Here is a 12,452-nt window from a genome sequence, read left to right on the forward strand (position 1 = left end):
CATACTATACCTCTTAACACCCTATATTTAACTTCCCATCTTCACCCAATATCAATACCTATATCTCACTCGTTAGCGCTCGTATACCACTTTACCAGCTACTATCGTTCGCAACACACCTATATCTAGCAATGAGACACTTTTATCCAATGGATTCCCCGTTAGACAGACTAAGTCCGCATTCGCTCCAGGTTGAATTACACCTTGCTTACCTGTCGCACCGTTCAACATTGCTGCGTCACACGTCATCGCAGCTAAGGCAGCATATCGTGACAAGCACTCAGCTGCCCCAATCTGCACATTCGCACTTGTGCGTCGCTCACAAGCATGATGCATCAAGTGCAGTGGTTCAATGGGCGTTACCGGTGTATCCGCATGTAACGTATAACATACCCCTAACATGCGTGCCGTTTCAGTTGGAAAAATGTGTTGTACGCGTTCCTGCCCTAGCAACTCCGTGCGTAAACGTTCTCCTGTTGCTGCAATTTGATTCGTAAAAAACGAACCCCCAATGTCATATTGTGCCATCAATTGCAGCTGCTTGGGTGTTACCGTATGTAAGTGTTCGATGCGATGACGGCACGTCGTATTACGATAGGGTGCCGTGGCTATATATGCCTCTAATGTACGCTGAATGGCCACGTCACCAATCGCATGTGTGATGAGATGATATCCACGTTGTTGAAAGTCAACAAACTGACGATACATCTCATCTACCGTTATGACCGGGTCGGGTGCCTGATATCCATCTGCGTAGGCAGACGATAATGCTGCTGTTCGCAACGCCATCGTACCGTCTGCGAAGAACTTGACACCGTTAGCGTTTGCCATACCCTTTGAATGCTGACGAAAACGTATCGCCCAATCGTTATGTGTCGTTCTGCGATACTCAGGATATGCATTCAATGTATCAGCTTGCAACGTCCAACGGCTGCGAATACGTTGTGGGGTCGCCAAGAATTGACATACCCCTTCCACTTCGCTTTTGCCGTATAAGCCACCAACGTTGAGCTCACTCAGTTCTGTGATGCCAGCTCGCAGGTATATGGCAACGCCTTCGTTAAGACATGCCGCAATGTATTCAGGCACGAGTTGCGGCGACTGACGTTTCGCACTCGGGATCGAATAGAAGTCACAAATATGCCCCGTAAGCCTCCCCGTTGTGTCACGTGTGTAAAAGGCTTGCGGAGGGTCAACGTCTGTCAATTCGATGCCGACACGTTCTAGTGCAACGGTGTTCAACACGACTGAATGGAAGGACGCATGTTCCAACAAAATTGGAATGTCTGAACTGATCTGATCCAAGTCGTGGCGTGTTGGATGACGTTGTTCGGAAAATTGCTCCGCTTCATAACCGACAATTTTCAACCAACCGTTCGGTGTGAGCGAAGTGTTGGGTAAAATCTGACGCATGGTGTCGATGAGTGCGGCGATAGATGTGATGCCTGCACATGAGGGAAAGGGATTCTGAACGCTTCCCATGATAATGTGACTGTGTGTATCAATCATACCGGGTATGACGTACTGTCCTTGGACATCTAACACTGTGTTAGCTTCTGTTATTTCATATATATGCCCTTGTTTTTCTATATGTATGATGATGCCATTTTCTATTTTAATCGTTCCTAAATACGGTGGGTGTTCCTGTGTCATATCGATAATCATCGCATTGACGAGTCGTGTTATTTGTTGCATATGCCCCTCCCCTTTGCTTCCCTCATTTATCCTTAGCTTATAAAAAAACGGGACGGAAATCTTCTATTAAGATCTCATCGTCCCATTTTATTGCTATTCTACCGTGTCCAATGTCTGACGAATACCTGACAAATATTGCACTGTCTCTGCCTGTGTATCTGACTCAAAGCGCTTCACAATTTCACTGCCGATAATAATGCCGTCTGCGATCGTTGCCAATTGTTGTACTTGTTCTGCTGTGCGAATGCCAAACCCTGTAAACACTGGTACATCACTATTGCGTTGGATGAGTCCTAACTTCTTACGTAATTCCGGATGAAATTCGCCGTTTTGACCCGTAACTTGATTCATCGTAACCGTATAAATAAAACCTTCTGCCTGACGTGCAATCGTTTGAATACGTTCTGTGTCTGCAGTCATCGCAATCAGTGAAATCAGCTTAAGTTGACGTTCAGGATAACGTGCTTTTAATTCTGCAATATATTCAGCTGGCATATCTGGAATAATCAAACCGTAAACACCTGCCGCTTCTGCATCACGAATAAATGCTGCTTCACCATAAGATTCAATCGTATGCATATAGGTCATCAATAGATATTTGACTTGTATCGTTTCTTTATGTGCTGTCAATGTTTCAAGAATGCGTTGTGCCGTCATACCTTGTTGAATCGCACGTTGACCTGCTGCCATAATAACTGGACCATCTGCCACTGGATCTGAGAACGGAACACCAATTTCTACAAAATCCGCACCTGCATGTTCCAATGTTTTTAAGTTGTCGATAAAGTCCATGTTGCCCATAATATAGGTCACAAATTGTTTACGCATGTGCTTCACCGCCTTGTTCTTTCATATATGTTCGAATCGTCTCCATATCTTTATCTCCACGACCAGAGACCGTCACGACAATAATCTGCTCTTTATCCATTTGAGGTGCGAGTTTTTCAACATAACTAATCGCATGTGCACTTTCAATTGCTGGGATAATCCCTTCTGCTTGAGAAAAACGTATAAGTGCTTGCATTGCCTCATCATCGGTTGCAGAAACATAGTTTACACGACCAATTTCATGATAATAGCTATGTTCGGGACCTACGCCTGGATAATCCAAACCGGCTGAAATCGAATGTGCTTGTGCGATTTGGTGATTATCATCTTGAATAAGATACATCTTGGCACCATGTAAAACACCTACGTCCCCACAGTTCAGAGCGAGTGCATGACGATTTGTATGCGCGCCTTCACCTGCCGCTTCCACACCGTAAAGCTTCACGCTGTCATCTTCAATGAATGGATAAAATGTCCCAATGGCATTCGACCCTCCACCAATACAAGCAACTACAGCGTCTGGCAAGCGTCCTTCTCGATTTTGGACAGCTGTTTTAATTTCATCTCCAATAACACGTTGGAAGTCTCGTACCATCGTTGGAAATGGATCTGGTCCTAACGCTGACCCCAATAAGTAATGCGTATCATCCACATGTGCCACCCAATATTGTAGCGCCTTGTTCACCGCATCAGACAACGTCCCTTGACCATCTGTTACCGATACGACTTTGGCTCCAAGCAATTCCATACGAAAGACGTTTAACTGTTGACGTTTAATATCTTCCTCACCCATAAAAACAATCAATTCCATATCAAATAGCGCTGCAACGGTCGCACTTGCCACACCATGCTGGCCGGCACCTGTTTCGGCAACAAGCTTCTTTTTACCCATGCGACGAGCAAGTAATGCTTGCCCTAAAGCATTATTGATTTTATGTGCGCCCGTATGATTCAAATCTTCTCTTTTTAAATAGATTTTTGCGCCACCCAATTGTTCTGTCAATGACGCAGCGTAAGTTAGTGGAGATTCTCGCCCTACGTATTCTTTTAAATACCGATGATACGTTTCTTGAAAGGTCTTATCTTGTTTCGCAGCTTCATATGCGTCTTTTAACTCCAAAATAGCTGGCATCAACGTTTCTGGCACATAACGACCACCATAACGCCCGAAAAAACCCTGTTCATCTGCATGTAATTGTATCTTTGTCATGATTCAATGCCTCCTAAATAATGTTGGATTGCCTTCATTTTTTGTAATGATTTATATCCTTTTTGCTCCCCTTCAATGCCACTTGCAATATCGATGCCTTTAACATGTGGCACCTGTGCGATTAATGTCGGTAATGTCTCTCGATTCAAACCACCTGCAATAACAATTTTTTCGAGCGATACATTATCTAACACACGCCAATCAAACATACCTCCCATTCCCCCATACATATGAGACGGTGTATCCACCAATAAGCGATCAACATACGATGCATATTGGTCAATCTGTTTCGCAAGTGTCTCAGTCCCTTTCAGCGCTTTGAATACTTGAATATCTGGTAATAACATGCGCAATTGTTGAATGTATGTCACTGGTTCGTCGCCATGAAGTTGCACCGTATTAATATGGGTCTCTTGAACAAGTCGTTGGAGCATGTTGTGCGGCATATTAACGGTTACTGCAACACGATCGATATGTGCTGGAATCTCTGCTGACAATCGTTTGACCGCTGCCAAATCCACATAGCGTGCACTCAATGGATACATCACAAAGCCAATTGCATTTATGTCACACTCACATGCTGAATGTACATCTTGTAATCGTGTAAAGCCACAATATTTTACATACATTTAGCGTGCCTCCTTATACACTCTCAATTGTGTCAACGTGCTACTCACATCGTCTGATTTCATCAATGTTTCACCAACAAGAATGCCATCAATACCAGAAGTTACCAGCTTTGTAACGTCTTCCGCTGTTCTAATGCCACTCTCTGAAATATAATGTATGCCTGGTACGCGTGTTTTAAGCATATCCAACGTATGTTGAACATTCGTTTTAAATGTTCTTAAGTCTCGATTGTTCACACCAATGAATGTAGGATTAATCTCTAATGCACGTTCAAGTTCTTCTTCATCATGTACTTCCACTAATACTTCTAGCCCTTTGTAGTTTGCATAATCATGTAACACTTGCAATTCATCATCAGATAATATGTTCACAATGAGCAAGATAAGCGATGCACCTGCACGATGAGCCACATCAATTTGTTTCTTATGGATAATGAAGTCCTTGCACAACACAGGCAACGATGTATGTTGTGTTAGGTTAACAAGGCGTTCAAAACTACCACCAAAATATTTTTCGTCCGTTAAAATGGAAATAGCTGAAGCACCTGCTTGGGTATATTCAATGACTTGAGCTTCTAAATCTCGAACGGGGATATCTGACACGGATGGACTTTTTGATTTTACTTCTGCAATAACTCCGATACGATTATCTTGCGCTATTATAGTTTGTAACGCCTGCTTATGCGTAACGTTAACTGCTGGTAATTCATCTAACAATGCATCATAATAACCTGACTGCAACAACATGTGTTTGTAAGCAACAATATCATCTAATATCGTCATACTGACACCCCCTACTCTTTATATACTGTTGATACGCGGCTCCTTGATCAATTGTTTGACGTGCAAGTACAATACCTTCCGCAATTGTCTCAACACATTGTGCTGCGTACAGTGCTAAGCCTGCATTCAATAACACAACATCTCGACGACACGATACATCTTCCCCCTGTAAAATGCCCAATGTAATCTCTTTATTTTCCTCAGGTGTGCCTCCAATAAGTTCTGTATCTTCTGCATAACGCAATCCAACATCTTGAGCATTCAACGCATATTCTTGCAGCCCCGTCTCTTGATTCACTTCAACAATCGTATTATCGCCAGACAATGTTGCCTCATCCATACCATTTGCACCATGTACGACAAGCGCCCGTTGTCGTCCTAATCTGTGCAATGTCTGAGCAATATCCACCATTTTTGTTTTGTCATAAACCCCCATGACTTGATAGTCTAACGCAAAAGGATTAATAATCGGTCCAAGCAAGTTAAACACAGTAGGTACCGGTAATTGCTGCCGAACCGGTTGGAGATGACGCATAATGGGATACGTATTCGTCGCACTTAGAAATGCTAAGTTCGTTGCTGCCACTTGGTGTGCAACATCTGCTACTTGTACAGTTGGCACATTCAGTGCTTCCAAAATGTCGACACTGCCCGATTGCGATGTCACACTTTTGTTACCATGCTTGACCACCTTAGCACCCGCAGCAGCAACCACAAAAGCCACTGTTGTCGAAATGTTGAAACTATTTGAACCATCCCCACCTGTGCCACAGACACATAGACTACCTGACAAGTGTGGCTGTTCGGGGTACATTGTCTGAATTAACGTTCGACTCAAACCATAAAGTTCGTCAGCTGTTGCACCTTTCATCGTAAACGCTGTAAGTAATGAAAGTTTCTCAGCAATATCCGTCTTTTCAGATAGCAACGTCTTAATAAATTGTTGTATTTGTATCTCATTGAGATTGTGATAATGCATTAAGTCATAGAGTAACGTCATCTTTAGTTTCCTCCAATTTGATGATATTCATAAAGTTAGTAATAAGGTGTGCAACATCCGGACTAGCAAAGGATTCTGGATGATACTGTATACCATAATGGGGATACATCCGATGCTCAAAAGATTGAATACAGTCATCTGTGCTCCCTGTGACTACTAACTCATCTGGTAATGTATCACGTAAACAAATGAGTGAATGGTAACGCATAATATCCGAATATTCAGATATATCGTCGTACAGTTTTGAAGGTGCCTCAAAGCAAATATGGTCAATTTTGCCATGCACAATGCGCTCACCAACATCCACTGTACCGCCATAATAGTGGTACAACGCTTGAGCACCTAAACAAATGCCTAAAATAGGTAGATCATGATAATGTTCAATAATACGTGTTAATAGATTATTATCATTCGGATGGCCTGGCCCTGGCGATAACACAACCGCCGATGGTTCATACTTTAAAACATGAGGGTCATCTGGATAAACAACTTCTACATCATTATGAACACGTAACAAATCAACCAAATTGTATGTAAATGAATCATAGTTATCAATCATTAATATCATAATGTCACCTCCAACAAACTTTTCGCTTTTAGGCGTGTTTCCTCCAACTCTTTTTCAGGAACTGAGTCATAAACCACACCACAGCCAGCTTCAACACGAACTTCTGTCTCATCGATGACCATCGTACGAATCGCCAATGCCAGGTCTAAGTCATGATTACAATTGATATAACCAACCCCCCCACTGTATACGCCACGGCGAACAGGTTGCTGCTCATAAATACGTTGAATCGCTCGGAGCTTGGGTGCACCAGAAACGGTTCCTGTTGGCAACAAACTAGCAATAACATCAATTGGTGAGTAGTCAGCTGGTAAATGTCCCGTCACTTCACTGACAATATGCATCACGTGTTCATAGCGCTCAATCGTCATCAATTGCGGGATATGTAATGATCCTGGTTCTGCAATTCTCAAAATATCGTTACGTCCCAAATCTACCAGCATGCGATGCTCACTCAATTCTTTCTCATCACTCAGCAAGCTATCTGCCAACTGCTGATCCTCATGCTCATCTTGTCCACGACGTATGGTACCTGCAATGGGATTCGTCATCACCTCCAACCCCTTGACCTTCACAAAGCTCTCTGGCGAACTCCCTACCAAAATATCTTCTCCCATATTGACATAGAACAAATACGGACTTGGATTATTTCGTTTCAACCTTTGAAATAAGCGGAATGTGTATCTGTCACGGTGGTCGCCAAAATGATGTGTATATCGATAAATACGCGATGGCACCACCTGAAACATATCTCCTTGATGGATGTATGCTTTCAAATCAGCAACGTATTGTTTAAAAGTCTGATCATCAACAGATGTCACAATTTCTTTCGCTGGCAATTGCACCTCCAATGGTGGTTCAAATAATTCTACTTTTGCAAACTCATCTATCATCTCCATCACACGACGTTGTAACACCTCTATTGAATCACCTGAAAATAAGTTCGTTGCAATCACATACACACATTCTTTAAAATGATCGAACACATATACTTGTTCTATCATATAGAGATATACATCATTCCCTGATCCTTCAATAGGATATTGTTGTAACGTTGGATAGGCATGGCGAACAAAATCAAAACTGAATGCTCCCATGAACCCTGAGATAAATGGTAAAATCTTCAGTTGCTCATCAGTCACTTCTACTTTTTGTTGCGCAACACGTGCCTTCAAAGCCTCTAAAGGTCGTTGATCAATCACTTCTGTCTGTTGTGGCGTTTTTACTGTCAATGCCTTATCCGTCAAAATCATCTCACCATAGGCATCAAAAGCTAAAATAGAATAACGCCCTTTCGTTTGATTTGTTGTCGCACTTTCAAATAATATTTTATGTTGCTTATGACGCGCTAATGTCTCTGGATTTACCGGTGCATCTATGACACGATAGTATACTTCCATCTTAATCCTCCCTTTTCTCTCACATAATAAAAACCGCATGTTACATCCCAATAAAAGGACGCTTACACGCGGTACCACCTCTCTTGATAACTATTTATCATATAGCTATCCACTCTGACATCTATTGAATTGGCTGCTTCCAGACAAACCCAGTTCATCATCAGCTGGTGTGAACTCGCATCAACCGTTCACTTTCTGAAACTACCATCACTGACAACTACTCTATTTGTCCTCACGATATACATCATTTATAAAATATAAAAACACCACAGAAACGCATTGTTAAGGACGCGTTACCGTGGTGCCACCTTAATTAACATGATTAACATGTTCACTTTGACTTGAATCATTCTTTTGTCTTTAACGACTGCCCAATTCATCTTTGCTGTGTACTAACTTCCATCAAGCGTTAGTTTTCTGAATGCTACACATTACAAACACTACTTATCAATCGCTCTATTTTTTGTAATTCATACTATACAGGTGTTTGATATACGTGTCAATACTTTCTGATTTAAAACAGTTATTTTAATCATCTTATACCGTTCTAAAACACATTGCACAATATGACAGAGATGCTTATACTTGAGTTAACCTATCAAAAAGGAGTCTTTTCTATGTTCCGACTTAAAGGTCTTATACTCACCATTAGCATCGCTGTGCTGTCAACAAGTCTCGGCAGTATCTTTCCTATCGTTGGAAGCGCCGTCTTTGCCATCGTTATCGGTATGATTATCAACAATACCATTACACTACCAACATCATTTAGACCCGGTATCCAGTATAGTAGTAAACAAATATTACATTACAGTATCATTGCTTTGGGTTTCACTTTAAGCTTTCACGCAATTGGCACAGTCGGCTTAAAATCTTTACCTATTCTCATAATCACATTATTATTCTGTGGCATCATGAGCCTATTACTCATTAAATTATTAAAAATCGAGACATCTTTAGGTATCTTAATTGGTGTCGGCACTTCAATATGCGGTGGCTCTGCCATTGCTGCAACAAGCCCTGTCATTAAAGCAAAAGAAGACATCATCGCGTTAAGCTTGTCTACGGTCTTTCTTTTCAACCTAATAGCTGTCATCATCTTTCCACCATTGGGACATGCTTTGCATATGAATCAAGAGACATTTGGCTTTTTCGCCGGTACCGCCATCAATGATACTTCAAGTGTCGTTGCTGCAAGTGCTGTATATGGACAACAAGCTTTAGAAGTTGCTACCATTGTCAAACTCACGCGTACATTATTTATCATTCCAATCACACTTGGTCTCGCTTTGTGGATGACTAAGCAAAGAACTTCAGTAAAGCAAGTTCAACAACCATGGTATCAATCTATTCCAAAGTTCATTCTATGGTTTTTAGTAGCTGCACTCATCAGTACTGTTTTTAATTTTTCAGATTCCGTCATCCATATATTTCGACAACTCGCTCATTTTTTAATCACCATCGCATTGGCAGGTGTTGGTCTCACCGTTAAATTCAGCTATTTCAGACAAGCAGGTTTCAAACCTATCTTGTTTGGTCTTTTACTGTGGGTAAGTTTGATAATTGTTAGCTTAATCATTTTAGTATGTATATTACCGTAAAATAATCGAGTAGAAGAGCGTAGGAGTGAAAAAAGCTTGAAAAACACATTTCACTCCTGCCAACTACCGTTTTCTCTACCATTCACCTCAATTGGAATAACACTTTCTATTAATGTCTCATCTGTCTCTCACACTACCTCATGTTTATCAATTCCATACTCTGTATCCGCTAACTCTGAAAGTTCGACTAATGGAATCATTCCCCACTTGTAAAATTATTTTATTCAAACACCATGTACTTCTTTCAGGAATAAGCAGTACTCATTACATCGTCAGCGTCCATCTCTCGACAAACCCACTTATCTCACTACATAATTTATCATATAGTATCGGGTTTTATCTTGTCTGGCAGATTCGTTCACTCTATATCACTTTGTATAATATCTCTGTTCGCCAATGTAAGTGTCGTGTGCATCCGACGACTCCTTTTAAATGCCATTTCACAATGGACTCTAATCACCTCTACTACCGAGTTATTATTATCCATGTCAAAAGCATCAATAAACCCCCGTATGACATAAGTTATACGAGGGTGACATGCTAACCATTCAATTTTACTAGAATTTTCGCTTGTGATTTGTCATTAACTAGTTGTTCAAAACCGGCTTCTACAATATTTTCCAGTTCAATTTCATCTGTAACAACACTTTTAACATCTAAGTTACCTTCACTAATAAGGTCAATCGTTTGTTGGAATGTTGTTGGTGTATAAGCGATTGTTGATGTTAATTTCACACCTGTGTTAGTAAGTTGCATTGGATGCCATTCAATCGGATGACCAAAGATGGATACGATCACAACTGTACCGCGTGCTCTTGTTACATCGATTGACGCTTCGAGTGTTGAAGCCACACCCGCTACTTCAAACGTGACATCTACGCCGCCATTAGTATGTTTTGTGATAATTTCTTTAGGATCTTCTTTACTAGAATTAACTGCGAATGTTGCGCCCACTTCTTTTGCTTTGGCTAGGCGCTCTTCAGATAAGTCAAAAACAAAAATTTTACTTGCACCCGCTGCTTTTGCTGCAATAATTGTTAATAAACCAATTGGTCCTGCACCAAATACAGCTACCGTGTCACCGAAAAGGACTTCTCCTTCTTTAATAGACTGTACCGCTACTGCTGTTGGTTCGACTAACGCACCTTCTTTATCAGACACGTTGTCAGGTAATTTGTATACATTCATCTCTGGTACATTGGTAAACTCCGCAAAACCGCCATCTGCACCTAAACCAATAAATGAATACCCATCATATAAGTCGATATTCTCTTCTTTTTCACGATGTGAGACAGTTGGATTGACCACCACTCTATCACCTTTTTTAAATTGTGTTACATCAGCACCCACTTCTTCAACAACGCCAGCAAATTCATGACCTAACGTTACAGGTGCTGTTTGACCTAGAAACGGATCCGGTGTGTCAGTCGAAATGAAAATAGGTCCTTCTAAATATTCGTGTAAGTCCGTACCACAAATACCTGCCCATGTTACTTTGACCTTTACTTCATTATCCTTTAATGACTTGGGTGCTCTCTCCTCAACACGTACATCTTTTTGACCATACCATACTGCTGCTTTCATAGGTCTAACCTCCTTTTATTTACACCTTAATACTAGGACTTTTCAAAATCACTTTCAAGGAATTTCACTCTATTTTATAATAATTATATTTTTTATATAAATTGTGAAATTGTGTTTTATCTATGTTAATAATTCAGACTAAACTTCCATTATGGAGAGAAAAACTAAAATTGAATTCATTGATAAACCGGAAGCCAAAATAACTTAAAGCATTTATTTTCACCTCATCAGCTATTGATCTCCCTCTTATTTTTCTACTTTGAATAACGTTTAGTATTAATATATATCGGCTTAAACCTCTTAAAATCGAAAAAGAGAACCCGAGTCATACCCGAGTTCTCATTTAATATAAATCACTATTTATTATTTTTCTTCTTGTTCTTTACGACGTCTGCCGAATAAGAATAATGAACCAAGTGCTGCAATTAAGCTTCCAAACAATGGCGCATTTGTTGATTCATTACCTGTTTCTGGTAACTCTTTCATGTCTTTGCCTTTATTGTTCATATCTTTAGAAGCTTTTGTACTAGGCATTGTGCTCATGTTACCCGTATCATTCACTTTGCCTTTTGAATCCATATCTGTCTTGCCATTATTCATACCGTTATTGTTTGTATCTTTAACAATAACTTCTGTTGGTGCTGAAGTGTTTCCTGCTTCATCAGTAGCTGTCACAATAAGTTTATCGCCTGCTTTAATCATTGTGCCATCTGGAACTTTAACAGTCCAGTTGCCATCTTTATCTGCTGTTACTTTGCCTTCTTTACCATCTGGGAACTTAACAGTAATTGTTGCTCCTGGCTCACCTTTACCTGTTACAGTTGTATCACCTGGTTTCACAGGATTAACAATTGGTGATTCTGGCGCTTCTGTGTCTTTAGCAGTATTAGATACTTTGACTTTTGTGACATCTGATTTATTGCCTGCTTTGTCTGTCGCAGTCACATCTAATTCGTCACCTGGTTTAATTGTAGTGCCGTCTGGAACTTTAACAGTCCAGTTGCCATCTTTATCTACTGTTGTTGTTCCCTCTTTACCATCTGGGAACTTAACAGTAATTGTTGCTCCTGGCTCACCTTTACCTGTTACAGTTGTATCACCTGGTTTCACAGGATTAACAATTGGTGATTCTGGCGCTTCTGTGTCTTTAGCAGTAT

Annotated in this window: 11 protein-coding genes; 1 reads left to right on the forward strand and 10 read right to left on the reverse strand. The window is 40.7% G+C overall.

Annotation, left to right across the window (positions count from 1 at the left end):
• Nucleotides 1-72: 72 nt before the first annotated feature.
• The 8 genes from NXS11_RS04525 to NXS11_RS04560 all read right to left on the reverse strand — a co-directional run bounded on the left by NXS11_RS04525 (nt 73) and on the right by NXS11_RS04560 (nt 8,113).
• Nucleotides 73-1,695, reverse strand: a complete 1,623-nt coding sequence (locus NXS11_RS04525; protein WP_259199335.1) for an amidohydrolase — start codon at nt 1,693-1,695, stop codon at nt 73-75.
• Nucleotides 1,696-1,788: 93 nt separating this feature from the next.
• On the reverse strand, nt 1,789-2,523 hold the full coding sequence (trpA, locus tag NXS11_RS04530; RefSeq protein ID WP_259199336.1) for a tryptophan synthase subunit alpha: 735 nt from the start codon (nt 2,521-2,523) through the stop codon (nt 1,789-1,791).
• On the reverse strand, nt 2,516-3,733 hold the full coding sequence (gene trpB, locus NXS11_RS04535) for a tryptophan synthase subunit beta (protein ID WP_263009908.1): 1,218 nt from the start codon (nt 3,731-3,733) through the stop codon (nt 2,516-2,518). The genes trpA and trpB overlap by 8 nt, the downstream gene beginning before the upstream one ends.
• On the reverse strand, nt 3,730-4,362 hold the full coding sequence (gene trpF / locus NXS11_RS04540; RefSeq protein ID WP_259199337.1) for a phosphoribosylanthranilate isomerase: 633 nt from the start codon (nt 4,360-4,362) through the stop codon (nt 3,730-3,732). Before trpF ends, trpB begins: the two co-directional genes overlap by 4 nt.
• On the reverse strand, nt 4,363-5,145 hold the full coding sequence (gene trpC, locus NXS11_RS04545; RefSeq protein WP_259199338.1) for an indole-3-glycerol phosphate synthase TrpC: 783 nt from the start codon (nt 5,143-5,145) through the stop codon (nt 4,363-4,365). It abuts the gene before it with no gap.
• On the reverse strand, nt 5,129-6,145 hold the full coding sequence (gene trpD / locus NXS11_RS04550) for an anthranilate phosphoribosyltransferase (RefSeq protein WP_259199339.1): 1,017 nt from the start codon (nt 6,143-6,145) through the stop codon (nt 5,129-5,131). Before trpD ends, trpC begins: the two co-directional genes overlap by 17 nt.
• On the reverse strand, nt 6,129-6,713 hold the full coding sequence (locus NXS11_RS04555) for an anthranilate synthase component II (protein WP_259199340.1): 585 nt from the start codon (nt 6,711-6,713) through the stop codon (nt 6,129-6,131). Before NXS11_RS04555 ends, trpD begins: the two co-directional genes overlap by 17 nt.
• A complete protein-coding gene (locus NXS11_RS04560) occupies nt 6,710-8,113 on the reverse strand; it encodes an anthranilate synthase component I (RefSeq protein ID WP_259199341.1) in 1,404 nt (467 codons plus the stop codon). Before NXS11_RS04560 ends, NXS11_RS04555 begins: the two co-directional genes overlap by 4 nt.
• A 617-nt stretch (nt 8,114-8,730) precedes the next feature.
• On the opposite strand from NXS11_RS04560, the gene NXS11_RS04565 reads away from it, so the two are divergent.
• Nucleotides 8,731-9,711 carry a YeiH family protein gene (locus NXS11_RS04565; RefSeq protein ID WP_259199342.1) on the forward strand — a complete coding sequence of 327 codons (981 nt, stop codon included), beginning with the start codon at nt 8,731-8,733 and terminating at the stop codon, nt 9,709-9,711.
• A gap of 540 nt (nt 9,712-10,251) precedes the next feature.
• Here the strand turns inward: NXS11_RS04565 and NXS11_RS04570 are convergent.
• Both NXS11_RS04570 and NXS11_RS04575 read right to left on the reverse strand, forming a co-directional pair.
• Nucleotides 10,252-11,295 (reverse strand): 2,3-butanediol dehydrogenase, encoded by a 1,044-nt coding sequence (locus NXS11_RS04570; RefSeq protein ID WP_259199344.1) that lies wholly within the window; start codon nt 11,293-11,295, stop codon nt 10,252-10,254.
• A 363-nt stretch (nt 11,296-11,658) separates the two neighbouring features.
• On the reverse strand, nt 11,659-12,452 hold a 794-nt coding region (locus NXS11_RS04575; protein WP_259199345.1), incomplete at its 5' end, for an Ig-like domain-containing protein.

The sequence above is a fragment of the Staphylococcus americanisciuri genome (assembly GCF_024814435.1).
Classification (GTDB): domain Bacteria; phylum Bacillota; class Bacilli; order Staphylococcales; family Staphylococcaceae; genus Staphylococcus; species Staphylococcus americanisciuri.

Bases quoted from the DNA above. Each gene is read 5' to 3' on its own strand.
- trpF (WP_259199337.1), bottom strand. From the start codon at position 4,362: ATGTATGTAAAATATTGTGGCTTTACACGATTACAAGATGTACATTCA.
- NXS11_RS04525 (WP_259199335.1), bottom strand. From the start codon at position 1,695: ATGCAACAAATAACACGACTCGTCAATGCGATGATTATCGATATGACA.
- NXS11_RS04560 (WP_259199341.1), bottom strand. From the start codon at position 8,113: ATGGAAGTATACTATCGTGTCATAGATGCACCGGTAAATCCAGAGACA.
- trpC (WP_259199338.1), bottom strand. From the start codon at position 5,145: ATGACGATATTAGATGATATTGTTGCTTACAAACACATGTTGTTGCAG.
- trpD (WP_259199339.1), bottom strand. From the start codon at position 6,145: ATGACGTTACTCTATGACTTAATGCATTATCACAATCTCAATGAGATA.
- NXS11_RS04565 (WP_259199342.1), top strand. From the start codon at position 8,731: ATGTTCCGACTTAAAGGTCTTATACTCACCATTAGCATCGCTGTGCTG.
- trpB (WP_263009908.1), bottom strand. From the start codon at position 3,733: ATGACAAAGATACAATTACATGCAGATGAACAGGGTTTTTTCGGGCGT.
- NXS11_RS04555 (WP_259199340.1), bottom strand. From the start codon at position 6,713: ATGATATTAATGATTGATAACTATGATTCATTTACATACAATTTGGTT.
- trpA (WP_259199336.1), bottom strand. From the start codon at position 2,523: ATGCGTAAACAATTTGTGACCTATATTATGGGCAACATGGACTTTATC.
- NXS11_RS04570 (WP_259199344.1), bottom strand. From the start codon at position 11,295: ATGAAAGCAGCAGTATGGTATGGTCAAAAAGATGTACGTGTTGAGGAG.